General features: G+C 44.2%; 28 protein-coding genes and 1 other RNA gene. 27 read left to right on the plus strand and 2 right to left on the minus strand.

The annotated features are described in order from the left end of the window. The first annotated feature begins 15 nt into the window (after window positions 1–15). The 3 genes from DWX61_RS06970 to efp all read left to right on the plus strand — a co-directional run bounded on the left by DWX61_RS06970 (window position 16) and on the right by efp (window position 1672). A complete protein-coding gene (locus DWX61_RS06970; RefSeq protein WP_118513322.1) occupies window positions 16–522 on the plus strand; it encodes a YqeG family HAD IIIA-type phosphatase in 507 nt (168 codons plus the stop codon). Continuing rightward, entirely contained in the window at window positions 519–1028 is a 510-nt protein-coding gene (locus DWX61_RS06975; protein ID WP_015524429.1) for a shikimate kinase, read from the plus strand. Before DWX61_RS06970 ends, DWX61_RS06975 begins: the two co-directional genes overlap by 4 nt. A gap of 86 nt (window positions 1029–1114) precedes the next feature. Beyond that, window positions 1115–1672 carry an elongation factor P gene (efp, locus tag DWX61_RS06980; RefSeq protein WP_118368419.1) on the plus strand — a complete coding sequence of 186 codons (558 nt, stop codon included), beginning with the start codon at window positions 1115–1117 and terminating at the stop codon, window positions 1670–1672. A gap of 53 nt (window positions 1673–1725) precedes the next feature. On the opposite strand, the gene DWX61_RS06985 is transcribed toward efp, so the two are convergent. Further along, the gene (locus DWX61_RS06985; RefSeq protein ID WP_118624465.1) at window positions 1726–3240 is read right to left on the minus strand and encodes a response regulator; all 1515 of its coding nucleotides are present in this window, start codon (window positions 3238–3240) and stop codon (window positions 1726–1728) included. Between the two features lie 74 nt (window positions 3241–3314). After that, a complete protein-coding gene (locus DWX61_RS06990; protein WP_118624467.1) occupies window positions 3315–5150 on the minus strand; it encodes a sensor histidine kinase in 1836 nt (611 codons plus the stop codon). 210 nt (window positions 5151–5360) lie between these two features. Between DWX61_RS06990 and DWX61_RS06995 the strand changes: the two genes are divergently transcribed. The 24 genes from DWX61_RS06995 to DWX61_RS07110 all read left to right on the plus strand — a co-directional run bounded on the left by DWX61_RS06995 (window position 5361) and on the right by DWX61_RS07110 (window position 25723). After that, complete coding sequence (locus tag DWX61_RS06995; protein WP_118368416.1) at window positions 5361–6629, plus strand: ABC transporter substrate-binding protein; 1269 nt, start codon at window positions 5361–5363, stop codon at window positions 6627–6629. A gap of 75 nt (window positions 6630–6704) precedes the next feature. Continuing rightward, window positions 6705–7574 carry a carbohydrate ABC transporter permease gene (locus DWX61_RS07000; protein WP_118368415.1) on the plus strand — a complete coding sequence of 290 codons (870 nt, stop codon included), beginning with the start codon at window positions 6705–6707 and terminating at the stop codon, window positions 7572–7574. Window position 7575: 1 nt separating this feature from the next. Then, window positions 7576–8397 (plus strand): carbohydrate ABC transporter permease, encoded by an 822-nt coding sequence (locus DWX61_RS07005; RefSeq protein WP_118368414.1) that lies wholly within the window; start codon window positions 7576–7578, stop codon window positions 8395–8397. A 186-nt stretch (window positions 8398–8583) separates the two neighbouring features. Further along, window positions 8584–8929, plus strand: a transfer-messenger RNA (tmRNA) gene (gene ssrA, locus DWX61_RS07010). 116 nt (window positions 8930–9045) lie between these two features. Then, window positions 9046–10206, plus strand: a complete 1161-nt coding sequence (locus DWX61_RS07015) for an FtsW/RodA/SpoVE family cell cycle protein (protein ID WP_118513371.1) — start codon at window positions 9046–9048, stop codon at window positions 10204–10206. A 139-nt stretch (window positions 10207–10345) separates the two neighbouring features. Further along, window positions 10346–10579, plus strand: coding sequence for an acyl carrier protein (gene acpP, locus DWX61_RS07020; protein WP_015524431.1), 234 nt, complete (start codon window positions 10346–10348; stop codon window positions 10577–10579). Window positions 10580–10753: 174 nt separating this feature from the next. Further along, window positions 10754–12208 carry a glutamate--tRNA ligase gene (gltX, locus tag DWX61_RS07025; RefSeq protein ID WP_118368413.1) on the plus strand — a complete coding sequence of 485 codons (1455 nt, stop codon included), beginning with the start codon at window positions 10754–10756 and terminating at the stop codon, window positions 12206–12208. 22 nt (window positions 12209–12230) lie between these two features. Continuing rightward, the gene (locus tag DWX61_RS07030; protein ID WP_118624587.1) at window positions 12231–14057 is read left to right on the plus strand and encodes an ATP-dependent helicase; all 1827 of its coding nucleotides are present in this window, start codon (window positions 12231–12233) and stop codon (window positions 14055–14057) included. Then, complete coding sequence (locus DWX61_RS07035; protein WP_118513319.1) at window positions 14054–14602, plus strand: 4'-phosphopantetheinyl transferase family protein; 549 nt, start codon at window positions 14054–14056, stop codon at window positions 14600–14602. Before DWX61_RS07030 ends, DWX61_RS07035 begins: the two co-directional genes overlap by 4 nt. Window positions 14603–14619: 17 nt before the next feature. Then, window positions 14620–15768, plus strand: a complete 1149-nt coding sequence (locus tag DWX61_RS07040; protein ID WP_118513318.1) for a YncE family protein — start codon at window positions 14620–14622, stop codon at window positions 15766–15768. 84 nt (window positions 15769–15852) lie between these two features. Then, window positions 15853–16785 (plus strand): stage III sporulation protein AA, encoded by a 933-nt coding sequence (spoIIIAA, locus tag DWX61_RS07045; protein ID WP_015524435.1) that lies wholly within the window; start codon window positions 15853–15855, stop codon window positions 16783–16785. Beyond that, entirely contained in the window at window positions 16770–17288 is a 519-nt protein-coding gene (locus tag DWX61_RS07050; protein WP_021650701.1) for a stage III sporulation protein AB, read from the plus strand. The genes spoIIIAA and DWX61_RS07050 overlap by 16 nt, the downstream gene beginning before the upstream one ends. A 58-nt stretch (window positions 17289–17346) precedes the next feature. Next, window positions 17347–17541, plus strand: coding sequence for a stage III sporulation protein AC (gene spoIIIAC / locus DWX61_RS07055; RefSeq protein ID WP_021650700.1), 195 nt, complete (start codon window positions 17347–17349; stop codon window positions 17539–17541). A gap of 15 nt (window positions 17542–17556) precedes the next feature. Continuing rightward, window positions 17557–17943 (plus strand): SpoIIIAC/SpoIIIAD family protein, encoded by a 387-nt coding sequence (locus DWX61_RS07060; protein WP_022426372.1) that lies wholly within the window; start codon window positions 17557–17559, stop codon window positions 17941–17943. After that, window positions 17940–19082 carry a stage III sporulation protein AE gene (locus DWX61_RS07065; protein ID WP_118624469.1) on the plus strand — a complete coding sequence of 381 codons (1143 nt, stop codon included), beginning with the start codon at window positions 17940–17942 and terminating at the stop codon, window positions 19080–19082. Before DWX61_RS07060 ends, DWX61_RS07065 begins: the two co-directional genes overlap by 4 nt. After that, window positions 19079–19651 (plus strand): stage III sporulation protein AF, encoded by a 573-nt coding sequence (locus DWX61_RS07070; RefSeq protein ID WP_182433959.1) that lies wholly within the window; start codon window positions 19079–19081, stop codon window positions 19649–19651. The genes DWX61_RS07065 and DWX61_RS07070 overlap by 4 nt, the downstream gene beginning before the upstream one ends. Further along, complete coding sequence (locus DWX61_RS07075) at window positions 19617–19931, plus strand: SpoIIIAG-related protein (protein ID WP_227752199.1); 315 nt, start codon at window positions 19617–19619, stop codon at window positions 19929–19931. Before DWX61_RS07070 ends, DWX61_RS07075 begins: the two co-directional genes overlap by 35 nt. An 11-nt stretch (window positions 19932–19942) precedes the next feature. Beyond that, window positions 19943–20767 (plus strand): SpoIIIAH-like family protein, encoded by an 825-nt coding sequence (locus DWX61_RS07080; RefSeq protein ID WP_118513315.1) that lies wholly within the window; start codon window positions 19943–19945, stop codon window positions 20765–20767. 87 nt (window positions 20768–20854) lie between these two features. Then, window positions 20855–22444 carry a peptide chain release factor 3 gene (locus DWX61_RS07085; RefSeq protein ID WP_118624473.1) on the plus strand — a complete coding sequence of 530 codons (1590 nt, stop codon included), beginning with the start codon at window positions 20855–20857 and terminating at the stop codon, window positions 22442–22444. Window positions 22445–22524: 80 nt separating this feature from the next. Continuing rightward, a complete protein-coding gene (locus tag DWX61_RS07090) occupies window positions 22525–22911 on the plus strand; it encodes an Asp23/Gls24 family envelope stress response protein (RefSeq protein WP_015524453.1) in 387 nt (128 codons plus the stop codon). Between the two features lie 32 nt (window positions 22912–22943). Continuing rightward, window positions 22944–23420 (plus strand): transcription antitermination factor NusB, encoded by a 477-nt coding sequence (nusB, locus tag DWX61_RS07095; RefSeq protein ID WP_118624475.1) that lies wholly within the window; start codon window positions 22944–22946, stop codon window positions 23418–23420. Beyond that, entirely contained in the window at window positions 23417–24622 is a 1206-nt protein-coding gene (gene xseA / locus DWX61_RS07100) for an exodeoxyribonuclease VII large subunit (RefSeq protein WP_118624477.1), read from the plus strand. Before nusB ends, xseA begins: the two co-directional genes overlap by 4 nt. Continuing rightward, the gene (gene xseB, locus DWX61_RS07105) at window positions 24622–24846 is read left to right on the plus strand and encodes an exodeoxyribonuclease VII small subunit (protein ID WP_118624479.1); all 225 of its coding nucleotides are present in this window, start codon (window positions 24622–24624) and stop codon (window positions 24844–24846) included. Before xseA ends, xseB begins: the two co-directional genes overlap by 1 nt. After that, window positions 24818–25723, plus strand: coding sequence for a polyprenyl synthetase family protein (locus tag DWX61_RS07110; protein ID WP_280520126.1), 906 nt, complete (start codon window positions 24818–24820; stop codon window positions 25721–25723). The genes xseB and DWX61_RS07110 overlap by 29 nt, the downstream gene beginning before the upstream one ends. Window positions 25724–25728: the final 5 nt, after the last annotated feature.

Here is a 25728-nt window from a genome sequence, read left to right on the forward strand (position 1 = left end):
ACTGAGGTGGAATAGATGTTCAGATGCTTTTTTCCGGATGAATATCTGGATTCTGCGTATGGTATCGATTATGAGAAGCTTTACAGAGAAGGATACAGAGGGCTTCTCTTTGATATCGATAATACTATTGTTCCCCACGGGGCACCGGCGGATGCCCGGGCAAAGAAACTGTTTGAAAAGCTAAGGGCTATCGGGTTTCGATACTGTTTTGTATCCAATAACCAGAAACCTCGTGTAGAACCCTTTGCCAAAGCAGTAGAGGGGGATTTTATAGAAAATGCCCATAAACCGGCTGGAAAAAATTATAAGAAAGCCTGCCAGGTGATTGGAATCGATCTTGACAGGACGATCTTTATAGGAGATCAGCTGTTTACGGATATTTATGGAGCAAAGAGGGCGGGGATCCGGACGATCCTTGTGAAACCGATTCATCCAAAAGAGGAGATCCAGATCGTGCTGAAGCGATATCTGGAAAAAATAGTATTACATTTTTACCAAAAAGAGGAGGGAAAGAATTCATGAACCATATTGTAATCATCGGCTTTATGGGTTCAGGAAAGACACGAGTTGGAAAGAGACTGGCGAAGGACCTGGGGCTTCCGTTTATTGACGTGGACAGACTGATCGTGAAAAAAATGAACATGTCAGTAAAGGAGGTATTTGAACGCTTTGGAGAAGCATTTTATCGTGCGTTGGAGACTATGGCAGTCAAGGAACTGTCCACAGACAGTGAACGCAAGGTGATCTCTGTAAGTGCGGGATTGCCTCTTCAGGAGCAGAACCAGAAATATCTCCAGAGTATGGGAACGATCATCTATCTGAAAGGTTCTGCTGCAACGTTGATCAAACGTCTGGAAGGAAGCAACAATCCTACACTGGAAGGAACTGAGAATAAAGAAGAGAAGATCAAGAAACTTCTGAAACAGAGAGATCCGGTTTATGAGAAGTTTGCGGACATTAAAGTTGTCACAGGAGTGAAGCCTTTTGATGAGCTGATCGCAGAAATTGAAGAAAAATTGAAGGCTTAAACAAAAAAACAGTTGAAAAATGGCAAAAGGTATTATAGAATAATCCATAGCGAAAAAGAACCGCATATATTAAGGAGGAAATATTTATGATTTCAGCAGGTGATTTCAAAAATGGTATCACACTTGAAATTGATGGAAACGTATGTCAGATCGTTGAATTCCAGCATGTAAAACCAGGAAAAGGCGCAGCCTTTGTAAGAACAAAATACAAGAACGTTATCACAGGCTCTGTATTAGAGAAATCCTTCCGTCCTACAGAGAAATTCCCGGCAGCACGTATTGAGCGTGTAGATATGCAGTATCTGTATCAGGATGGTGGTTTATATTACTTCATGAATACAGAGACATATGATCAGGTTGGTCTTACAGAGGATCAGGTTGGCGATTCTCTGAAATTCGTTAAGGATAATGAGATGGTTAAGGTTTGCTCTCATAACGGCGAGGTATTCGCAATCGAGCCGCCTCTTTTTGTAGAGCTTGAGGTTATTGAGACAGAGCCAGGATTTGCAGGAAATACAGCACAGGGTGCTACCAAACCGGCAACTGTTGAGACAGGTGCACAGGTTCAGGTTCCTCTGTTCGTAAACCAGGGCGACAAACTGAAGATCGATACAAGAACAGGTGAGTATCTCTCACGTGTATAATGCAACAAAAAAACCCGCGTAAGCGGGTTTTTTTGTGTCATAAAATAGAAAGATCATTTTTTTAACTGCTTCAGATATTGGCTGGGAGACATCCCCTCATGAGCTTTAAACACCCGGCTGAAGTAAAAGGCATCAGAAAAGCCTATCATTTCTGCGACATCCTTGGTAAGAATATCAGGGTTGTTTTGTAATAATGTCTTAGCCATTTTCAGGCGAAGTTCACTGATATATTTACTGGGAGAGATACCGAATTCTGATTTGAAAAGTGTGGAAATATATTTCTCATTATAGCCAAAAATATCCTGAAAAGATTTCGTGGTGATCTGTTGGGTAAAATTTCTGTCCAGATAATTGCGCACCTGACGGGCCAGAGAAGGAAGTTCTTCTCCGAAAGCAGGATTTTGGAAACCGCAGATTTTGGAAGCTTCGTATTGAAGTTCCCGTTCCAGTTCATCATAGGAATGGCTGGTAGAAACAATCTCAGATACATCCGGATAAATGATATCTTTGTGACTGTTCTGGATCACGGCGGAGAAGAAATATCTCAGGTTGGCAGTTAGCTGGAACTGGGAAAGTTCTTTCTGATCCTGCATGATGATCAGAGAATGGATCATATGGTACAGGCTTTCCTGGTCAGAAAGAGCGGTGATCCCTGCACAAAGCTGCTGGACATCCGGAGAAACGATCATCTTTTGGTTAGATAAAATACTACATGTCTGTAAAGAGCTGGATCCGAATCCGTTTTTGAACAATGCAAAAAGATAAGTGTCTTTAATAATGTCAGAAACAGATCCGGAATCTGGTGATCGCGGTGACAGTACTGTGTTGATCCATGATTCCGGATGCTGGGCTGACAGATCAAGGCTGCTATGGATCTTGCCAGCAAGTCCTTCTATATCCGGATGCCTGGAAGATGGGTAAGTGACGGCATATACCTGTTCGTTAAAATGTCTTCCATGAAGAAGAATGAGGGAAACTTGAAATTCATTTTCCAGCGTGGTCATATATTCAGGAGAAATCGGTGCAAAATCCGAATCAGAAATGGTCTCGCTGTATATACTGGGACGCAGTGGCCCCTGAAAAACAAAAATAAAAGAACAGGATGTACTGTCCATAAAATCAGGGGCAGGTTCCACAGGATTATTGCTGCGCAGGGCACATTGCAGATATTCTTTCTGAAGCAGATGTATCTTTGCTTTTTGCTGTTCCAGGCAGGAATGCAGGATATCCTCCAATGTTTTAGGCACAATAGGCTTGAGAAGATAATCAGAAACACCGAGATGGATTGCTTTTCTGGCATATTCGAAATCAGCATATCCGGTAAGAATCACAAAACGGGTGTGAAAATGAGCTTTCTGTACTTCCTCGATCATATCAAGACCATTCATTACAGGCATGGTAATATCCGTAAATACCAGTTCAGGCTCCAGCTCCAGGATATTCTGAAGTCCATCTCTGCCATTTTTGCAGATGCCAAGAACCTCAAAGTCAGTATAATTTTTTGTGATGAGAAGAGAAAGTCCTCTGGCAAGTGCTGGTTCATCTTCAACAATAAGTACGCGTATCATAAATCCTCCTTTGCAGATCAGCAAAATTTTACATATGTTTTGACCGAAACTGCGGAGCAGTTATTCGGTTTGTATCATAGGGAATTCCGGCTGAAGGATTTTTCTGGTTTTAACGGGCCGCCAATAGTTACGGTGGTCTGTTCATTTTCATTTCCGGAAACATGGAAATATTCTTCACCGTGATAGTAGATATGAAGGCGGAGAATGGTATTTTCCAGACCATATCCTTGATGTCGGAAAATGGACTCGTGATCCATATCCTGATTTCCGGTAAAAGTAAAGCCGGCAATCTTGCGGCGTAAATTGGAAAGCTTTTCTTTCTGGAAAGGCGCTCCGTTATTGGCAATGGAAAGATACCATCTGTTTTTGTCGTGGTGAGAACGGATCTGTATTTTCCATGGGGGAAGGATTTCCGTGCCGGCCTGATGAAAACCATGCTGAAAGCAATTCTCAATCAGAGGCTGGAGAATCAGCTTCGGGACAGTGATATCGTTTAGGGAATCATCCAGCTGCCATTCATACTTCAGATCATCTTCGTAGCGGATCTTCATAATATAGAGATAATGTCTCGCATTGTCGATCTCCTGGGACAGAAGAACAGACTGCCCTGTATAGGAAAGGGAGTAGCGGAGAAGCTGAGACAATTCTGTGCACATATCGGAGACATCCGTATTTCCGGAGGCTAACCCGGTCATTCCTATAACAGAAAGGGTATTATAAAGAAAATGCGGGTTCAGCTGCGCTTCCATAGCATCATAATGGGCAATCAATGTTCGGTGCCGTTCTTCTGTAAGACGCTGGTTCTGGTCATAAATTTCAGAAAGATATCCCTGGATCGCATTGGTGAGAAAGATGATTTCATTGTCGACGCTTCCGGGGAGAGCAGGAATATTTTCACCTGGTTCGAGCCTGATCAGCTTATCCGTTAGCTGACGGAGCGGCTGTGTAAGATTTTGTGTCAGACCCATAAGGAAGGCGGACATAACTGCAAACATAATTACAAAAAGCAAGGTGCTGATCATAAGAAGCCGTTTTATGGACGCGGCAAATATGGATGAGTTTTCGCTGAGGATCACAGTCCATCCGGTCTGCGGAGAAAGATGATAGCTGGAAACAGATAGATTTCCATTGGAAAAGCTCCCGCTGTCAGGAGAAGCCTGAGCAGCAGTGTGCCAGCTGTCCAGAAAAGTCCTGCGATCCATTGAAGTTCCGCTTGTATAGACAAGGTTATGATTGCCGTCCAGAATGGTGATATCATAATCTTCCGGAGTGTCAAAGTCAGAAAGGAGCTGACTGGTCAGGGTATCCATATCAAAATCGGCAACGAGAAGTCCATATTGATGATAAATATCACGCATGGAACGTACAACCGAAATTACGGTACGATTGTATCCCCAGTAATCCTTATGGGGCGGGATATAGAAAAAATAGTTAATGTTATCCATAACACTGGTAAGATTGGCGTTATTTTCCAGAACGGATTTTTCTGTGTAGCGGGTACCGTTTGGGGAAAAAATCCCCAGGTGATCGTAATATTTGCTTACGTAGTTAAGAGAGATATCCAGATCTGAAGATATCAAAGCAGTACGAAACCGGTCCTGAAAAGCGAATCTTGCTGTAATATGGGTAGGCAGGTAATTGTTTTCTCCCTCTGGAATATTTCTGGCGGTATCAAGAAGCGTGGTATTTAACTGTAATTCTTTCAGAGTGTTATCAGCATCGTTCAGGAATGTGTCCAGATTAGTCTGTATCATGGCTGCGCTGCCACTTAAGGTACTGCGCATATTTTCGCGCAGAGAGTTTGCTGAATAATAATAGAAAAACAATGAAAATCCGGCAAGCAGCAGAGAGTTCAGTATGATACAGGATATAAAGAGCTTTTTCTGAAAAGGAAATTCATGAAATTTCATAGTCGGACCTCCGGGAAAGTGTTGTATCTATTTTATATGAAGTGCGTGAAAGAAACAAGTAAGATTGTGCAAATAGATGAATTAATGTAAAGATGGAAAAAAGTACATGTTGAATTAAACAAATATCCATGGTATTTCTGAAAATGTATTTGTATAATGTGAACATATTAAGAACGAAAGAAAAAGTTATACAAAGGGAGGATTTGTACAATGAAGAAAAAAATGTTTGCAGCACTTATGGCAGCGTGCATGACAGTATCCGTATTCGGAAGCGTGGCAACAGTCAGCGCAGCAGATGGAGTGACACTGACACTTTACGGAAATGCAGATGACCTTGCAAAACCGTATATGCAGAAGATCATTTCTCTGTGGGAAGAGTCATCCGGAAACAAGATCGATCAGCAGGGTCTTGATACAGACAATGCAGAGACTATCGCGCTGACAAAATTTACAACAGGTGATATCCCGGATCTTTATATTCATTTTGGAAACAGCAATCTGAAAAACTTCAATCCGGAAGAGAATTTTGTAGACTGGTCAGATGCTGACTGGGTGTCCGATATTCAGGATTCTGTTCTTCCTCAGGCAACTTATAATGATAAAGTGATCGGACTTCCGTTCTGGGAAGCATCTAATTCAGGCTGTTTCTATAACACAAAGATCTTTGAGGAGCTGGGAATCAAGCAGCCGACGACACAGGAAGAATTCAATGCAGCTTGTGATACTCTTCTGGAGAATGGTGTGCAGCCGATCTACCTTGCGGCAGCAGATGCATGGCCGATCCTCTACCAGTTCGCACTGGATCCGGTACTTGAGGAGCATCCGGAATATATCGAGAAGCTGAATGCAGGAGAAATGTCCTATGCAGATATCCCGGAATTCACAGATATGTGTACCTGGTTTAAAGAAGCGGCAGATAAAGGATACTTTGGAAAGAACTTTGCATCTGATACATGGGATTATACAAGTGAGGTTCTCGGAACCGGTGAAGCAGCAATGCTCTTTTGCTGGGATACCTGGTTTGATACAGATTATGACAGTGAATCCTACGATTATGTAGGCGATGATTTTGGAATCATGCCGGTATTTATGGGAACCTGTGATGAAGGAACTTATGAGGGTGGTAACGTAAACCTGATGCTTGTAAATAAAAATGGTGATAATGTAGAGGCTGCCAGTGATTTCGTAAACTTTATGGCAGATCCTGAGAATTATAATCAGGCATTTGATGGTGTTTCTACAGCAGCAGTTTTCAAACAGGAGACAACCAATGTGAATTCTTCTCAGTATGACGGAAATAAAGACAGCGTAGATAAGCTGATTCGTGCATCTTCCGCCCAGCCTAAGATCGTAGGATTCAACCAGCAGGAAGGTGGTAAAGCACTGCTTCAGCTTATGAATGGAGACATTAGTGTAGAAGAATGTGTGAAGCTGATCGATGACGACAGAGTAGCAACACTTGAATCTTTTGCCCAGTAAATAAACATCCGTTTTAAAGATGGTTTCAGGTTTGGGGATAAAACTTCAAACCTGAAACTGTTTAAGGAGGAAATTATGAATCGAAAAAAAATATATCCACTGTACCTGGCACTGATCCCGGCTGTGGTATTTTTTATCTTTTTTATTGTACCATCCACAGTTGGATATTATTATGCATTTACAAACTGGAGTGCAGCCAGAACAACGAATCTGAAATTTGTAGGATTTGACAATATCATGTCTGTTCTCAGTAGTACAAAAGTTCCGGTGGCTTTTGTAAATACGCTGATCTATGCAGGCGTAAAAACTGTTACCGTAACACTTCTGGGCTTTGTTTTTGCTTATATTCTCAACCGTGAGATCAAAACCCGTACTGCTCTGAGAACGGTTTATTTTATTCCGTCCATTTTTTCCTGCCTTGTTGTAGGACTTATTTTCAGCGCTGTATTCCAGACTCGCCATGGTACCATCAACAATATCCTGAATCTTATGGGAATTGCAAATATACAGTGGTTAGGACAGAGAGGAACTGCTGTTTTTGCTATTTGTGTAGCTGAGGTATGGAGAAACGTAGGTTATGCGATCATCATCACATTGGCAGGCCTTCAGTCAGTATCTTCGGATTACCTGGAAGCAGGTAAGCTTGACGGAGCATCTGAGTGGCAGCTTTTCCGCCATATCACATTGCCGCTGATCATGCCTACCGTAAATGTAAACATCCTGTTCAGCCTGATCTATGGCCTTAAAATGTTCGACCTGATCTATGTTATGACAGGCGGCGGCCCCGGAAATGCAACGGAGAGCTTTGGTACTTTGATGATGAATGAAATGTCAGCAGGACGTTATGCGCAGTCTGTAGCTGTCAACCTTGTATTTACAGTGCTTTTGGTGATCGTTTCAGTTGTTTATCAGAAGTTTTCATCAAGATGGGAGACGGTGTTATAGTATGAATAAGAAAAAAACTAGAATCAATCTGCTGCTGGAGATCATACTCTGGCTTGTGAGTATCGTGACGATTTATCCGATGCTGATGGTGCTTCTCACTTCCTTTAAGAACAAAGGAGAAGCTGCTTATATGAATATCAGTCTGCCCAGTGAGTGGCATCCGGAAAATTATATAGCAGTTCTGGAAAAAGATTTTATGCGCTCACTTGGGAACAGTGTGTTCATTACATTTATATCTGTGGCGCTGATCGTTTCTCTTTCTGCATTTTTAAGTTTTATTATTGTAAGAAGAGATACAAAAGGATGCAGGATCGGATATAAGATCATTACGCTTGGAATTATTGCACCCTTTGCAGCACTTCCTACTATTCAGCTGATGCAGAAAATGGGGATTTACGGATCGAGAATTGGTCTCTGTTTTGTGTATTCTTCTCTGTATATGCCATTTACAACGATGATGTTCAGTGGATTTATCAAAGGAATCCCGAAAGAGTTGGACGAGGCAGCGGTTATGGATGGAGCAGTGGGTGGAAGGCTTTTCTGCACAGTGATCCTGCCACTTTTGAAGCCGGTCCTTGCGACAACAGGTGTTCTGAATTTTATGTGGGTATGGAATGAACTTCAGATTCCGATGTACCTTCTGAATTCTTCATCCAAATGGACATTACCTCTTTCTGTATACAATTTTTACGGACAGTTCAGCAGAAGCTGGAATCTTGTATGTGCCGATGTTGTACTGGTTTCCCTGCCGGTGATCCTGGTATACATTTTTGCACAGAAGTGGGTGATCGCAGGTATGACAGCCGGTGCAGTAAAAGGCTGATCTGTTAGGAAATTATATTCCAGACTGCACAGGTAACGAAAAAACTGTACAGTCTGGACTTTTTTTGAAATATCCTTGACACGAAAAATCATTCTGGTATAATTAAACCCAGTCAAAAAACTGACTAAGAAGTTCGTCTGTCCACCAGAGATGACCGGAAATGATCCGCCCATAGAAGTCTTTTAAGGGCTTGTACTGGTTTCGACGGGGGCTTTGAAGTTAGGGAAGCCATCCGCAGACTCCTGGACTGCGTACCAACCGGGAACTAAATATAAACGCAGACGAAAAGTTAGCGTTAGCAGCCTAAGCTGCTCGTCAGCCCCGTTGCACTCACACATCGGGAATCTGGCGTCGACCATGTGAGAAACCTTGCCGGGTAAGCTTTGCCCCGGTAGATGTATCATGAAGCTACTGAAGCAGTAAGCCTGTCGGTGGGCGTACTGCTGAGGGAATGTTAAATCAGCGACTGTGATGGGAGATGCCTTAAGGGATAGGCTTTCGGACAGGGGTTCGATTCCCCTCAGGTCCATTTATGGAACGTCCCGGAAAGACAGCATTTATGCGGCTTTCCGGGAATTTTTTTTACTTTCGTTATTACTCGTGGATATCAGGAAATTCTTCGCAGATACAGAAAGCGATGGTGATAGAATGAAAAAAACTCTGCTTAACAGAAAAAAGCAGAATAAGAAATCTGATTATTATGATTATAATCTGGTAGCTGTTATTGTACTGCTGGTGTGCTTTGGACTGGTCATGCTTTATAGCACCAGTTCATATATGGCAGAAGTGAATTATGGCAACGATATGTTTTATTTTAAGAAACAGGCACTGATCAGTTCGGCATGTCTGATCGGAGCATTGTTTATTTCAAAAATACTGGATTATCATATCCTTCTTCCTCTTACAACTGCGCTGTATGTGGCTTCACTGATCCTTATGGGACTTGTGCGGACTCCGCTGGGACATTCCTCTCATGGTGCTACCAGATGGCTGTATATCGGACCGATCAACTTTCAGCCTGCCGAGCTGGCAAAGATCGCGGTTATTATCATGATGGCTTACATGATCGGAAAAATGGGACGAAAGGTGAAGACTTTAAAGAGCTGTATGATCCTGGGACTTCCGGGGGCAGGACTTGCGCTTGCGGCTTATATACTTACGGATAATCTGAGTACAGCCATGATCATTCTGGGAATAACAGTTGGAATGGTATTTGTGGCACATCCGGATATGCGTCCGTTTATTGTTGTGGCAGTGGCAGGAGTGATCCTTATTGTGATCGGAGTACTTTTCCTGGTTGTGACGACCAAGGACAGTGACAGCTTCCGTGTTATGCGAGTGCTTGTATGGCTTCAGCCGGAGAAGTATTCGGATGAAGGCGGTTATCAGACGCTGCAGGCATTGTATGCCATCGGATCCGGAGGGCTTTTCGGCCGCGGGCTTGGAAATAGTATCCAGAAGCTTGGAAGTGTTCCGGAAGCACAAAATGATATGATCTTTTCTATTATCTGTGAGGAGCTTGGAATTTTCGGAGGGATTTTTGTACTGATCCTGTTCGGATATCTTTTGTACAGGTTGTTTTTTATTGCGCAGAATGCACCGGATCTGTTTGGTTCACTGATTGTTACCGGGATTTTTATACATATTGCGCTGCAGGTGATCCTTAACATTGCCGTTGTACTGAATCTGATGCCCAATACAGGTGTCACATTGCCCTTTATCAGTTACGGAGGAACATCCATTTTGTTCCTGATGCTGGAGATGGCAATAGCTCTCAGTGTGGCTCGTCAGATAAAATTTCAAGAGTAAAATAGTTTTAAAATCAAAATATTTTTGCTCTGGAGCCATTTTTTGAGAAAATCCTCTTGACAACTGTTTTTGCAGACTATATACTTTGCTCAAAAAGAGGAAACAGATTCGATCTGTAATGATTAAAGGAGAAAAAGACATGTTAGAAAAAATGAAAGAAATGCTTGCAGAGCAGTTAAATTGTGAGGCATCTACAATCACACCGGAGACATCTTTCAAGGATGATCTTGGAGCAGATTCTCTTGATCTGTTTGAGCTGGTTATGGCTCTTGAGGATGAGTACAATGTTGAGATCCCGGCAGAGGAGCTTACAGATCTGAACACGGTTGGAGATGTGATCGATTATCTTAAGAACAAAGGCGTAGAAGCATAAACAGGAATTAATGATCCTCTGAGACGACAGTGTCTCAGGGGATTTTTTCTGTATACATGAAGATACAGGAGCGGTATGGCAGGGGATTCCGCCGGAAAACCTATGGACATTTTGAAGGATTTGGGTATATAATAGCACCTATAAAGAGAAACAACAAAAACGAGGAGAAAAGAAATGACAAAGATCAGAACAAGATTTGCACCGAGCCCTACAGGAAGAATGCATGTGGGTAATTTAAGAACAGCTCTTTATGCTTATTTGATCACAAAACATGAAGGCGGAGATTTTATCCTCCGTATTGAAGATACAGACCAGGAACGTTATGTGGAGGGAGCTGTAGATATCATCTACCGTACTCTTGAGAAAACAGGACTTCTTCATGATGAGGGACCGGACAAAGATGGTGGATTTGGTCCGTATGTACAGAGTGAGCGTCAGGCAACAGGCATGTATTTGAAATATGCCAAACAGCTTATTGAGCAGGGAGATGCATATTACTGTTTCTGCGGTAAGGAAGAACTGGAAAGCATGAAACGTACTGTTGCAGGTAAGGAGATCTCTATTTATGACAAGAGATGTCTCCATCTTTCCAAGGAAGAAGTTCAGCGCCGTCTGGATGCAGGTGAGCCACATGTTATCCGCTTTAATATGCCAACAGAGGGAACAACCACATTTCATGATGTTATTTACGGAGATATCACTGTTAACAATGAGGAGATGGAGGATCTGATCCTGATCAAATCTGACGGTTATCCGACCTACAACTTCGCAAACGTAATTGATGATCACCTTATGGGAATCACACATGTTGTAAGAGGTAACGAATACCTTTCCTCTTCACCGAAATATAATCGTATTTATGAGGCGTTCGGATGGGAAATCCCGACCTATGTTCATTGTCCGTTGATCACAGACGAAACACATCAGAAGCTTTCAAAGAGATGTGGACATTCTTCCTATGAAGATCTGATCGATCAGGGATTTGTGACAGAGGCAGTGATCAACTATGTTGCACTCCTTGGATGGAGCCCGGCAGACAACCGTGAGATCTTTTCTCTTCCGGAGCTTGTGGAGACGTTTGATTATCATCATATCAACAAATCACCGGCAGTTTTTGATATTGCCAAGCTGAAATGGATGAATGGTGAGTATATCAAGAAGATGGATCAGGAGGCATTCTATGAGAGAGCACTTCCGTATCTGAAAGAAGTTCTGAAAAAAGACTTTGATTTTAAGAAGATCGCAGGAATGGTTCAGACCAGAATTGAAGTATTCCCGGATATTCCGGAGCTTGTAGATTTCTTTGAGGCAGTTCCGGAGTATGACAGTGCGATGTATTGCCACAAAAAAATGAAGACAACAGAGGAAACTTCTCTTGCAGTTCTCAAAGAAGTGCTTCCGGTACTGGAAGCACAGGAGGAGTATACCAATGATCCGCTGTATGCATCTTTAAGTGCCTTTGTAAAGGAGCACGGATATAAGAATGGTTATGTTATGTGGCCGCTTCGTACAGCAGTATCCGGCAAGCAGATGACACCGGCCGGTGCAACAGAGATCATGGAGATTATTGGCAAGGAAGAGACACTGAAACGTGTACATGCAGCAATCGAAAAGCTTGAAAATAAATAAGTGTGTGATTGATAATCCAGTTATGAAACGAAATCCATCTCAGAAAAGGGCGATCGCCCACCTGTCAGGACCTATGATGGTTCTGGCAGGCCCCGGTTCGGGGAAAACTTCCGTCATAGTAGAAAGAACAGCACATATGATCCAGGAAGGGAAGATACCGGCTTCCTCTGTTCTTGTTGTGACTTTTTCCAGGGCAGCAGCAGTGGAAATGAAAGAACGGTTTCTGAAATTTACCGGTGTTCAGCGAACCGGCGTTACTTTCGGGACTTTTCACGGAGTGTTTTACGGGATCCTCAAACAGGCTTATGGTCTGAATGGAGGAAATATCCTGTCCGAAGAAGAAAAATATGCGATCTTAAGAGAATTGGTGGTAAATTGTGCTGCGGAACAGTCCCAGGAAGGGGATTTTGTGGAAGATATTGCCAAGGAGATCAGTGTTGTAAAAGGTGGAAGGATCTCTCTGGAACATTATTATTCTTCCTGCTGCCCGGATGAAGTATTCCGACAGATCTTTCAGGGATATCGAAAAGTCCTGAATGAAAGAAGAAAACTTGACTTTGATGATATGCTGTTAAGCTGTTACGAACTTCTGAAAAAGCGAAAAGATATCCTGTCTGCATGGCAGAAGAAGTTTCACTATATTCTGGTGGATGAGTTTCAGGATATCAATCATCTTCAGTATGATATCGTGAAGATGCTGGCAGCACCGGAGAACAATCTGTTTGTGGTGGGAGACGATGATCAGTCTATCTATCATTTCCGCGGCGCTCGCCCGGAGATCATGTTGAATTTTCCGGAAGATTTTAAAAATGCGGAGACGGTGATCCTGAATATCAATTACCGGTGCAGTGGAAATATCCTGGATACAGCTATGAAGGTGATCAACTGCAATGAAAACCGTTATGCAAAAAAACTTTCCACACCAAATGAACCGGGAGAGCCGGTGCAGATAAAAGAATTCCGAAATCCCAGAGACGAATATATGGCAGTTGCAGGCCTGCTGCGGAACCGTATGGAAGAAGGGGATAATATTGAAGATACAGCGCTGCTTTTCAGGACTAATCAGGAAACCGAAGGACTGGTCGCCGCGTTGATGGAGTATGGGGTTCCTTTTACTATGAAGGAAAAACTGCCCAACCTGTTCCGACATTGGATCTGCCGGAATATGATCGCTTATTTGAAGATGGCAGAAGGAGACCGGAGCCGCAGTACATTTCTGGAGATCATGAACCGGCCAAACCGATACATAGCCAGAGACGCTCTGACAGAAAAAAACATTGATTTTAAAGCACTGGGAGAGTTTTACAAAGACAAGGACTGGATGTGTGACAGGATCACAACGATGGAGACACATCTTCGGATCTTAAAGACTATGGCCCCTTATGCAGCCATTAATTTTATCCGGAACGGCATGGGATACGAAGAATACTTGCAGGAATATGCAAGGTATCGTAAAATAAAACCGGAAGAGCTTATGGAAACCCTGAACCGGATCCATGAAAGTGCCAGAGGAATGAAAACATTGGAAGAATGGCTGGCCTATATGGATGAGTATACCAGAAAGCTGGAAGAACAGGCGAAGAAACAGGATGTGAAACGGGAAGGAGTGGTGATATCCACTCTTCATGCGGTCAAAGGTCTGGAATATGACAATGTATATATCATGAATGTAAATGAAGGCAGCATGCCTTATCGGAAGGCAGTCCTGGAGGCACATCTGGAGGAAGAACGGAGGCTTTTCTACGTTGGTATGACACGGGCAAAGAAGAAACTCTGCCTGTATTATGTAAGACAGCAGTATGAGAAGGAACGGGAACCGTCCCGTTTTCTTGAGGAGGCCGGATTATGAACGGGATCATTTATTATACGAAGATCAGAGATGAATATAACAGCAAGAACATGGAGCATATGATCGGGGAAAAGCTTCTGGAAATCGGACTTGAGCGGGAATTTGGACGGAAGCTTGCTTTTGAGCCTCGGTCAAAGGGGGAACATGGGAAACCGTTTTTTACCCTGCTTCCAAGAATTCATTATAATATCACACATTCCGGAAAATATGTGATGTGTCTGTTTGCCGGAGAAGAGGTGGGCATTGATGTGCAGATCCACAAGAAGGTGAATTACGAACGGATCCTTGAAAGAATGGTACCGGCAGATATGATACGGGAAATCCTGGATGCAGATGATATGGAGAAAGCTTTTTTTACCCAGTGGGTTTTGAGAGAGGCATATATCAAATGGACCGGAGAGGGACTGTCCAGGGATCTGCGTACGATTTCCATGGACAAGGGAAATTACATAATGCTGGAACTGGAACCGGGATACAGTGGTGCGATCTGGTCCAGAGACAGCCTGGAATTACGATTTGAATACGAAGACATCATTTTGAGATAGCAAATAGAGACGATGAAATGAACAAAGAGATGAAACGCAGCTTCAGGATTTTCATTCTGAAGATCCTGGCAGTTGTTTTTGTGCTGTGCATATGTTATTTTTTATATGCATTTGTTTACCGTGCAAAAACTGAGCTGCCCACAAAAGCTGTGGTGACAAACCGAGGTGCTGCAGTGTATACACTGCGGGGACAGAAACAGATGCTTTCCCAGAAAGAGGATTTTTCTTATTTTGCCTTTGATGGGAGAGAAAAAGAGAAGGAATATGGAACATATGTCATTCCCGGGCTGAAGAATACCAGGACGCTGCTCACAGAAAAAGGTGCCACTCCTGCCATGTGTACGTCCATGACGCCTCAGGGACTGGCGGTTACAGAGGATTATGTGCTGATCAGCGCTTACTGCAGCACACAGAAACATAGTTCGGTCATCTATGTGATCGATAAGGAAAAACATAATTTTATTAAAGAAGTGATACTGCCTGGACAGCCTCATGTGGGAGGACTTGCCTATGACCCGAAGCATAAGTTATTATGGTATTCCTCCAATATCAACGGGATCGCCCAGGCAGTGAGTATAAAGATGGATACAATAGAAGCCTATGATTATGATGACAGCCATCTGCCGGTGGAGACTTTCCAGATAGTCAGTCTTTATGGGATCGTGAGAGATTCTTTTATGACCTTTTATGAGGGGTGTCTGTATGTAGGCTGCTTTGAAAAATATAACGAAAGTGTAATTGCACGATACGGAGTTGACGAAGAGGGAAAACTGATCAATACCATGGACGAGAAACTGGGCATGGATTTTGAAATGGCAGTTCCATTGGATTATTCCACCATATCGGAGCAGGTTCAGGGAATTGCTTTTTATAATGATAAGCTTTTGATCTCTCATTCTTTTGGAATTCTGCCATCCAGGCTGGTGTTTTATGAACAATCCGATAAGCGTTTGTATGTAAACGAGAATTCTGCCAGAACTTATCGTTTTCCGGAACGACTGGAACAGATCGTGGTGGAGGGTGACAGCCTTTATGTGATGTTTGAATCCTGCGCCTATGCATACCGTGCGTCCTCCGTAAATATTGTGGATCGGGTTCTGAAGCTGAATCTTTCGAAGATGGAGACCTATGACGAAGAAGAAAGCCTTTTTTTTCTGTCGGAATAAAGAAAAAACGAGAGAACATCAAAAAAGACAACAGGTACTAAATCCGGCATGTCCGCAATATATTTAAGTGTAAGAGGTGAAAACATGGACGCAAACCAGATCCAGAACCTGTTTGCCAGTAATGTCCGCCAGCTTCTGGTGGATGCAGACCTTGATTATGATAAATTATATGAGATACGTCTCCGCGTGGGAAGACCTCTGTTCCTCACTTATGATGGGGGAGAATGTTTCCTCCGGCAAAAAGATACAGAACCTTATCTGGTTACGCGGGAAGATCTTAAGGAAACACTGGAGTATGTCAGCGGCTATTCCCTGTATGCTTATGAAGATGAGATCCGCCAGGGGTTTTTGAGTGTACAGGGCGGGCACCGTGTAGGAGTTACCGGAAAGGTGATCCTGGACGGAAATCGTATTCGTGGGATGAAATATATTTCCTGTATCAATGTCCGTCTGGCACATGAGATCCAGGGATGTGCAGAAGAAGTGCTGCCATATATCCAGACAAGAGAGCAGATCATGCATACCCTGATCGTTTCTCCGCCCAGATGTGGGAAGACCACGCTTCTTCGGGATATCATCCGGCAGATGAGTAATGGATGGGGAAATATTTCCGGTGTAACGGTAGGAGTAGTCGATGAGCGCAGTGAGCTGGCTGGATGCTATCAGGGGATCCCTCAGAATGACCTTGGAATGCGTACGGATATCCTGGACGGATGTCCGAAAGCAGAAGGGATGCAGATGCTGATCCGGTCAATGTCGCCGGTTGTGGTTGCTGTGGATGAACTTGGAAAAGAAGAAGATTTCAAGGCCGTGGAATCAGTTATCCACTGTGGATGTCGTCTGATCGCAACTGCACATGGAGCTTCCATGGAAGAGACATTATCCCAGCCGTTTTTTCGGAAATTGTGGGAAGCGCGGGTTTTCCAGAGATATATTTTTCTGGGAAAGCATGAACGTGCAGGAATCGTGGAAGGAATCTATGATGAAAATGGGAAATGCCTATGTACCGGATTGTAGGATGTATTCTGGTAGTGGCGGCAGGAGCTGGTATGGGATTTTCCGGAAGTATGAGACTTTCGGAGCAGATCCGCATACTGGAAAAACTGCTTCAGATGGTGATCTGCCTGAAAGGCGAGATCCGCTGCGGGAATGCATCACTGCCGGATGCTTTTTATGGAGCAGCAGGAAGAATGAATGGAAAATACAGAGAGTTTCTCATCAGTGCCGCGGACAGGATGAAAGCGGGGACAGGAGAAAAACTTTCACAGATATGCAGGGAATGTGCGGAAAGCGCCCTGAAAAAAAGCTGCCTTACCCATGGGGAAAAGGACGCTTTTTTTTCTTTCGGAGAATATCTGGGCTATATGGATCTGGAAATGCAGATGCGACAGCTTTCCCTGTATGAAAATAATCTGGAAGCAGAGATTTTGAAGCGGAAAGCGGAGGTTTCCGGAAAGAAAAAACTGTACCAGGGAATTGGGATTCTTGGAGGCCTGCTGCTTGCGGTCCTTCTGGTATAGCATTGTTTATCAGACAGTAGTAAGAAGGACAGGCGTTCAGAAGAAAAGGAGGGATCATTTGGAGGTCAGTATCATATTTAAGATCGGTGCAGTAGGGATCCTGGTCTCTGTTCTTTCTCAGATTCTGAAACATAGCGGAAGGGAGGAACAGGCTTTTCTGGTGAGTTTTTCAGGACTTCTTTTAGTACTGTTCTGGATCGTGCCGTATATTTATGAACTTTTTAAAAATATCCAGCAGCTTTTTGTACTGTAGGGGAGGGAAAGAACCGTGGATATTCTGAAGATTTCTGTTCTGGGAACGGCGGGGGTTCTTCTTGGGATTCTCCTGAAAGACCGCGCACCGGAGTATGTAAGCCTTGTTACGATGGGAATAGGTCTTGTGATACTGGGATTAGCTGTAGGGAAGATCAGCTACCTGTTCCAGTCTCTGGAGAGACTGAAACAGAGTCTTCCTATTGATGGAAGCTATATCACTACTTTGCTGAAAATGATCGGGATCACCTATATCGGACAATTTTCATCCGGGATATGCAGAGATGCAGGATATTCATCCACTGGTGCACAGATCGAACTGTTCTGCCGGTTATCTGTAATGGTTTTAAGTATGCCGGTTCTTTTGGCACTGCTGGATACCATACAGGGATTTCTTGCATGAAAAGATATGGGTCAGAGATTTGTGTAGCTCTGCTTCTGGCTGTAGTTATAAGCTGTTTTGGCGGAGTGATCGTTTATGCTTCTTCGGCGGAAAACCAGATCACAGATCAGATGGAGCTTACCGATCTGCAGTCCATGGTAGATGAGATGCTTGGAGAAAAAACATTTTCTGTTACAGAAGCGTTTCACAGACTGTTGTCAGGGGAAGAGGTGCTTTCGGAGGAGAGTGTGCGGGAATTTTTGCACAGTCTCCTTTTTTATGGTATTGAAAGAGAAAAAGAGCTGATCGTGAAGTTGTTGCTTCTGCTGTTGTTTGCTGCCGTTTTTTCCGGGTTTGCCGGTGCCTTTGATAACGGACAGGTGGGAGAAATCAGTTTTTATGTGGTGTATCTTCTTGTTTTTACTCTTCTGATGAACAGCTTTTCCGGTTTGAGTGCATCATTGCTTTCAATGCTTGCGTGGATCACGGAATTTATGAAAGAACTCTCACCGGTGTATTTTATGGCAGTGGCAGCAGCGTCAGGTGCATCCAGTGCAGCTGCTTTTTATCAGGGAGTACTGCTTCTGGTGTGGCTTTTTCAATGGATCCTGGAACGAGTACTGCTTCCCGGAGTGAGTTTATATATTCTTCTGAGATTCGTGAATCATCTTTCCAGGGAAGAAATGCTGGGAAAAATGGCTGAACTGATCGAGACTGTGATCTCCTGGGGGCTTCGGACATTACTTGGAGTGGCAGCAGGACTGCAGGTGGTGCGTGGTCTTGTAGCTCCGGTAATGGATTCTCTGAAGCGGAGTGCTGTGGGAAAAACTGCCGGTGCTCTTCCTGGGATCGGGGGCGCGGTAAATGCAGTTACGGAACTAGTCCTTACCACAGCTGTTCTTGTAAGAAACAGTCTGGGTATTGCGCTTTTGCTGGTGATCCTGGCAGTGGGGGCGGGACCATTGGTCCGATATGGACTTTTGTCACTGACCTATCGCTTTTTGGCGGCTGCGGCGCAGCCTGTATCAGACAAACGGCTGGTAGAAGCGTTTGGCACCATGGCAGAGGGATGTGCACTTCTGATGAGAATCCTGTTTACTGCGGAAATTTTATGTATGCTCACATTTCTGATCCTGATGGCAGGAGGAGGATTGGGATGAGAACAGAACTTTATCAGTGGATGAAAAGCCTGGCTTTTTTTCATGTACTTACTACAGCGCTTCTGCATATTCTGCCTGACAAGCGTTATGAGCAGTATATACGGCTGTTTATGGGGTTTCTGTTAGTGCTTTTGATCTGTACACCTATATTTGCCGTAGTGGGAAAAAGTGAGGAACTTCTGTCCGGATTCAGCAATAATTATGGGAGAGAAGAACAGGTACGTATGGAGACAGAAGCAGAAGGAATAAGGGAAACATTTCTTAAAGGCGCATATGAACAGGAGCTGAAGAATCAGGTTCAGGGTATCCTCAGGAAAGAAGGGATTTTTTCGGCAAAAACAGAAGTAGATATGGAAAAAGAGCTTCAGCTGACCATAACACTTTATGGAACAGTCACAGAAAAACAGAGGGAGGCGGTGAAAAATGAGCTCGAAAGAATCTGCGGACTCAGGAAAGGACAGTATCAGATCCTGGCTTCTGAGGATGGGATGGAAGGAGTGGGGAGTTTTCCTTCTTCTGGGAATCCTTCTTCTGGTGGCAGGACTTCCGGTAACCCGAAAGAACAGTAAAACAGCAGAGGATCAGAATGCGGAGAAAACCCGCCTGGAGAGCCGTCTTGAGGAACTGCTTTCCAATGTGGAAGGAGTAGGAGAAGTGGAAGTGATCATTATGACCGGGGATGAGGGAAATACGGAAAACTTTTCCATAAGCGGCAATAATGAAGTTACCGGTGTGCTGGTGGCGGCCCAGGGAGCAGGCAGCGCAGTGACAGTCCAGAATATTCAGCAGGCAATTATGGCATTATTTCAGATCGACGCTAATAAAATTAGAATAATGAAAATGAAATGAGGAGAGTAGAAGTGAAAAAGATCATGAAGAAAAATCAGGTAATCATCACCTCGCTGGCCATTCTCATTGCTGTGGCCGGATATCTGAATTTCGCAGATGTGGATCTGGGATTTAAGGATAAGGAGACGAGTACGGACAGCAGCAGTATCCTGGACGATGTGAATTATGACCTGACCGATGAAACAGCCCTTCTGGATGAGAACGGGGCAGATGGCACAACCCAGTCGGAGGTGATGGATACCGCATCCCCGGGCGAGGCCGTACTTACCGGTGCTTCGGATTTTGCAGCACAGGCAAAAGTCAGCAGGGAGCAGGTGCGTTCCCAGAACAAAGCGGACCTGCAGGCGATCATCAGTAATAAAGACATCAGCGATGAGGAAAAACAGAATGCCATTAACACAATGGTTTCCATGACAGATTTTACAGAAAAAGAGGCGGCTGCAGAGCTTCTTCTGGAGGCGAAGGGCTTTGAAAATGTGATCGTAAATCTGACGGGCGAAACTGCGGATGTTGTGGTGCCGGATGCAGATCTGGAGGATGCAAAACGTGCACAGATCGAGGATATTGTAAAAAGGAAAACCGGTGTGGCAGCAGAGAGCATTGTGATCACGCCTCTGAGTCAAAGTAAAAATGCATCGGATGTTATAAATACTGCAGATGAAGCTGAAAAAAATACGGGAGGTGCAGAGGATAATGCGGAAAGTACAGGTGATGAGGTGCAGGATACCGCTGCATCTGTGGAAAGCGATCCGACGGATCAAACATCTGAGGACGCAGAGACGGCTGCAGATATCCAGAACGATCAGACTATTGATACAGAGGGAATTTACGACTGAATTGCCTTGACAGCAAAGCCTTGTCTATACTAGAATAGGAAAGGTTATAGTAAAATAGAGATATCAGAGAATATACAGGAGGCTCACGTGTCGAAGTATACGAAAGAAATAGAAAAAAGAAGAACATTTGCCATCATCTCTCATCCGGATGCCGGTAAAACAACATTAACAGAAAAATTTCTGCTGTATGGCGGGGCCATCAATTTGGCCGGAAGTGTAAAGGGTAAGGCTACGGCCCGCCATGCAGTATCAGACTGGATGGAAATCGAGAAGGAAAGAGGTATTTCCGTAACTTCATCCGTTCTTCAGTTCCATTATGACGGATATTGTATAAACATTCTGGATACACCTGGACATCAGGATTTCTCCGAGGATACCTACCGTACATTGATGGCTGCGGATTCAGCAGTTATGGTCATTGATGGATCCAAGGGTGTTGAGGCACAGACCCGTAAGCTTTTCAAGGTCTGTGTTATGAGACACATTCCGATCTTTACTTTTATCAATAAGATGGACAGAGATGCCAACGATACTTTTGATCTTCTGGATGAGATCGAAAAAGAGCTTGGTATTGCAACCTGTCCGATCAACTGGCCAATCGGCTCCGGTAAGAAATTCCGGGGCGTGTTTGATCGTAATACAAAGAAGATCCTTACCTTCTCCGATACACAGAAGGGCACCAAGGAAGGTGTGATAGAGGAGATTGATATTAATGATCCCCGTGCAGATGAGATCATGGATCCTGAGCAGAAAGAGCAGCTGATGGAAGAAATCGAGCTTCTGGATGGCGCAAGTGCGGAGTTTTCTCAGGAAGAGGTCAGCAAAGGACAGCTGACACCGGTATTTTTCGGTTCTGCTCTTACCAACTTTGGTGTGGAAACATTTCTGGAGCATTTCCTGAAGATGACCACTTCTCCACTTCCGAGAACTGCAGACTGCGGACTGGTAGATCCTATGAGTGATGATTTTTCAGCCTTTGTATTTAAGATCCAGGCGAATATGAACAAGGCTCACAGAGACCGTATCGCATTTATGAGGATCTGTTCAGGTAAGTTTGATGCGACAAAAGAGGTTTATCATGTGCAGGGAGACAAGAAGATGCGACTTCTTCAGCCGCAGCAGATGATGGCAGAATCCCGTCATGTTGTGGAGGAGGCTTATGCAGGTGATATCATCGGTGTCTTTGACCCGGGTATTTTTTCTATTGGGGATACTATCTGCGCACCTGGAAAGAAATTTGCTTTTGAGGGAATCCCGACCTTCGCGCCGGAGCATTTTGCACGTGTGCGCCAGATCGATACCATGAAGAGAAAACAGTTCGTAAAAGGTATCAACCAGATCGCCCAGGAGGGTGCGATCCAGATATTCCAGGAGTTTAACACCGGTATGGAAGAGATCATTGTGGGTGTTGTAGGTATTCTGCAGTTTGATGTCCTGAAATACCGTCTGGAGAATGAGTACAATGTAGATATCCGTCTGGAAACACTTCCATATGAGCATATCCGCTGGATCGCCAACAAGGAGACTGTAAAAGTAGACAAGATCGTGGGAACTTCTGATATGAAGAAAGTCACAGACCTTAAAGGAAATCCGTTACTGCTTTTTGTCAATGCATGGAGTGTTGGCATGGTTGAGGATAGAAACCCTGAGCTGGTACTGACAGAATTCAGTAAATAAGCCCTTTTATTTCATAACTTTTTTTGATATAATAGTATAAAATTACGAACAAAAATATTATATCCGTAGGAGGGTTTCCCATGGCAGAAAAAAGAACAACATATAAGATACAGGATCTGGGTGGAATCGGTGAAGTTCACATTGCAGATGAAGTTGTTGCAATCGTTGCAGGACTTGCAGCAACAGATGTGGATGGAGTTGCTTCCATGGCAGGAAATATCACTAATGAGCTGGTAAGTAAACTTGGAAAGAAGAATCTGTCCAAGGGTGTGAGAGTAACCATTCTGGAAGGAGTCGTTACCGTGGATCTGTCACTGAATATCGAGTATGGCAGAAACATTCTTGAGACAAGCAAGAAGGTTCAGGAGAAGGTTAAATCCGCTATTGAGAATATGACAGGACTTGAGGTTGCAGATGTAAACATTCATATTGCCAGCGTGGATATGGAGAACGAAAAAGGAAAGTAAACCTTTCCTTTTTTCCGTCTTAGGAGGAAATTATGAGAAGAAGAGAACAGAGAGAACATGTATTTAAACTTATGTTTATGACAGAGTTTAATTCAGAAGAAGAGATGACAGAACAGCTCTCTCTTTATTTTGAAGGTCTTGGAGAACTTTCAGAACAGGACCAGGAATATATGAAAAAGAAGTACGCACATGTGAAAGAACATCTGGAAGAGATTGATGCACAGCTGAACAATGCAAGCCGTGGATGGAAGACAAAGCGTATGAGCCGTGTGGATCTTGCGGCACTTCGTCTGGCAGTATATGAGATGGAATATGATGCAGACGTACCGACAGGAGTAGCTATCAATGAAGCGGTAGAACTCGCCAAAAGATTTGGCGGAGATGCTTCCGGTTCTTTTGTAAATGGAGTACTGGGTAAGATCGCATCTGAGAAGGATGAGAAGAAAAACGAGGAGAAGACTGCTGATACAGAAGAGAAGTCAGCAGGAGCCCCGGAAGAAAACGCATGAGAAACGTCTATTCTGTCGGTCAGGTAAACCATTATGTCAAAAATATGTTTACCCAGGATTACTTTCTCCGGAAAGTCTATGTAAAGGGAGAAGTATCCAACTGTAAATACCATACCAGCGGACATATTTATTTTTCTCTGAAGGATGAAACAGGCACATTAAGCTGTGTGATGTTTGCGGGACACCGTAGGGGTCTTGCTTTTCGTATGAAGGACGGGGATAAGGTAGTCGCAGGCGGAATTGTAGACGTATATGAGAGAGACGGGCGTTATCAGCTTTATGCAAAAGAGATCACACTGGAGGGTGCTGGTGCCCTCTATGAGCGGTATCTGGCACTGAAACAGGAACTGGAGGATATGGGGATGTTTGCCCAGGAATATAAGCAGCCCATTCCTCATTTTATTCATACCCTTGGCGTGGTGACAGCACCTACTGGGGCAGCAGTACAGGATATCCGCAATATTGCAGGCAGAAGGAATCCATATCTGCAGGTGATCCTTTATCCGGCACTTGTGCAGGGAGAGGGAGCGGCGCAGAGTATCGTAAAGGGAATCCGGAAGCTGGATGAAGCAGGGGTGGACGTGATCATCGTCGGCCGTGGAGGTGGCTCTATTGAAGATCTCTGGGCCTTTAACGAGGAGAGCGTTGCCCGTGCTATTTTTGAGTGCAGGACACCGGTGATCTCGGCAGTGGGACATGAGACGGATTTTACCATTGCGGATTTTGTGGCAGACCTGCGGGCACCTACACCATCTGCTGCAGCAGAGCTGGCAGTGGATGATTTTCGCAGTGTTCTGGAGAGCTTTCATATGTACGGAGACCGTCTGCAGCGTGCTATGAATAGTAAGACAGAACTTTTTGCCGCAAAACTTAAGGCCTATGAGAATAGATTCCAGTATCTGAGCCCGGAGTCCGTGTTACGTGAAAAACGTCAGTATGCATCGGAGTTGGAGGAATGCCTGCGTTCTTCCATGGAACAAAAGCTTACAGAGAAAAGACATGAACTGGCAATATGGATCCAGCGGTTTGAGGGACTTTCTCCATTAAGAAAGCTAAATGGAGGATATGCATTTGTGTCCGATTCAGACGGACATGCGGTGACAGAGATCAGTCAGATAAAAAAAGGCGACAGGATCTCCATTGCAGTAACCGATGGAGTCATAGAAGCAGTTGCGGATCGCATCAGGAAGGAAGAGCGATAATGGCAGAGACAGAAGCAAAGAAAGAAGAGAAATCCATAGAAGATACTTTTGGGGAGCTTGATCTGCTTGCCCGGAAGCTGGAGGATAAAGAAACACCTCTTGAGGAGTCTTTCCGTCTCTACAGACAGGGAATGGAGCTCCTTAAGAATCTGAACGGAAGACTGGATACTGTAGAAAAAAAGATGCTTCAGATGAATGAGGATGGGACATTTCGTGAATTTTAAAGAAGAACTGAAAAGAAGAACAGAAGAAGCAGAACATGTGATCCGGGAATATCTTCCGGAAGAATCCGGTTTTGCAAAAACCATGGCAGAGGCCATGAATTACAGTATGACGGCAGGCGGAAAGAGACTCCGCCCGATCCTGATCAGGGAAACCTACGAGCTGTTTGGAGGAAAGGATAAGCTTTGTGAGCCTTTTATGGCGGCTATGGAGATGATCCATACACATTCGTTGATCCATGATGATCTCCCTGCACTGGATAACGATGATTACCGGAGAGGAAGGCTGACTACGCATAAAGTATACGGAGAGGCCATGGGAGTTTTAAGCGGCGTGGCACTCCTTAACAGAGCTTACGAAGTGATGCTTTCCGCTTTTGACCTGACCGGGGATAAAGACCGTGTGATAGCCGCCATGCGGATCATTGCAGATAAGACCGGCATCAACGGTATGCTAGGTGGACAGAGTGTGGATGTGGAAAATGATGGTAAACCTCTGGAACACGAGATGCTGGATTATATTTACAAAAACAAGACCTCCGCATTGATCGAGGCTTCCATGATGACCGGTGCTGTGCTGGCAGGGGCATCTGAGAAAGAACTTGAGGTTGTGGAACAGGCTGCAGAAAACATCGGGCTGGCTTTTCAGATCCAGGATGATATCCTTGATGTGACCAGCACCCAGGAGGAACTGGGAAAACCGATCCACAGTGATGAAAAGAATAACAAGGTTACCTATGTAAGTCTTGTTGGAACCCCGGCAGCAGCCAGCAGGGTTAAAGAACTTTCTGACCATGCGGTAGAACTTTTAGAAGGCCTTGACAGGAAGAACGGATTTCTGGATCTTCTTGTGGAAAGTCTTGTCAGCCGCAGGAAATAGAAGGA

This window comes from Ruminococcus sp. AF20-12LB, assembly GCF_003478985.1.
In the GTDB taxonomy this organism is placed as follows: domain Bacteria; phylum Bacillota; class Clostridia; order Lachnospirales; family Lachnospiraceae; genus Blautia_A.

Bases quoted from the DNA above. Each gene is read 5' to 3' on its own strand.
- DWX61_RS06970 (WP_118513322.1), top strand. From the start codon at position 16: ATGTTCAGATGCTTTTTTCCGGATGAATATCTGGATTCTGCGTATGGT.
- DWX61_RS06975 (WP_015524429.1), top strand. From the start codon at position 519: ATGAACCATATTGTAATCATCGGCTTTATGGGTTCAGGAAAGACACGA.
- efp (WP_118368419.1), top strand. From the start codon at position 1,115: ATGATTTCAGCAGGTGATTTCAAAAATGGTATCACACTTGAAATTGAT.
- DWX61_RS06985 (WP_118624465.1), bottom strand. From the start codon at position 3,240: ATGATACGCGTACTTATTGTTGAAGATGAACCAGCACTTGCCAGAGGA.
- DWX61_RS06990 (WP_118624467.1), bottom strand. From the start codon at position 5,150: ATGAAATTTCATGAATTTCCTTTTCAGAAAAAGCTCTTTATATCCTGT.
- DWX61_RS06995 (WP_118368416.1), top strand. From the start codon at position 5,361: ATGAAGAAAAAAATGTTTGCAGCACTTATGGCAGCGTGCATGACAGTA.
- DWX61_RS07000 (WP_118368415.1), top strand. From the start codon at position 6,705: ATGAATCGAAAAAAAATATATCCACTGTACCTGGCACTGATCCCGGCT.
- DWX61_RS07005 (WP_118368414.1), top strand. From the start codon at position 7,576: ATGAATAAGAAAAAAACTAGAATCAATCTGCTGCTGGAGATCATACTC.
- DWX61_RS07015 (WP_118513371.1), top strand. From the start codon at position 9,046: ATGAAAAAAACTCTGCTTAACAGAAAAAAGCAGAATAAGAAATCTGAT.
- acpP (WP_015524431.1), top strand. From the start codon at position 10,346: ATGTTAGAAAAAATGAAAGAAATGCTTGCAGAGCAGTTAAATTGTGAG.
- gltX (WP_118368413.1), top strand. From the start codon at position 10,754: ATGACAAAGATCAGAACAAGATTTGCACCGAGCCCTACAGGAAGAATG.
- DWX61_RS07030 (WP_118624587.1), top strand. From the start codon at position 12,231: ATGAAACGAAATCCATCTCAGAAAAGGGCGATCGCCCACCTGTCAGGA.
- DWX61_RS07035 (WP_118513319.1), top strand. From the start codon at position 14,054: ATGAACGGGATCATTTATTATACGAAGATCAGAGATGAATATAACAGC.
- DWX61_RS07040 (WP_118513318.1), top strand. From the start codon at position 14,620: ATGAACAAAGAGATGAAACGCAGCTTCAGGATTTTCATTCTGAAGATC.
- spoIIIAA (WP_015524435.1), top strand. From the start codon at position 15,853: ATGGACGCAAACCAGATCCAGAACCTGTTTGCCAGTAATGTCCGCCAG.
- DWX61_RS07050 (WP_021650701.1), top strand. From the start codon at position 16,770: ATGTACCGGATTGTAGGATGTATTCTGGTAGTGGCGGCAGGAGCTGGT.
- DWX61_RS07065 (WP_118624469.1), top strand. From the start codon at position 17,940: ATGAAAAGATATGGGTCAGAGATTTGTGTAGCTCTGCTTCTGGCTGTA.
- DWX61_RS07070 (WP_182433959.1), top strand. From the start codon at position 19,079: ATGAGAACAGAACTTTATCAGTGGATGAAAAGCCTGGCTTTTTTTCAT.
- DWX61_RS07090 (WP_015524453.1), top strand. From the start codon at position 22,525: ATGGCAGAAAAAAGAACAACATATAAGATACAGGATCTGGGTGGAATC.
- nusB (WP_118624475.1), top strand. From the start codon at position 22,944: ATGAGAAGAAGAGAACAGAGAGAACATGTATTTAAACTTATGTTTATG.
- xseA (WP_118624477.1), top strand. From the start codon at position 23,417: ATGAGAAACGTCTATTCTGTCGGTCAGGTAAACCATTATGTCAAAAAT.
- xseB (WP_118624479.1), top strand. From the start codon at position 24,622: ATGGCAGAGACAGAAGCAAAGAAAGAAGAGAAATCCATAGAAGATACT.
- DWX61_RS07110 (WP_280520126.1), top strand. From the start codon at position 24,818: ATGAGGATGGGACATTTCGTGAATTTTAAAGAAGAACTGAAAAGAAGA.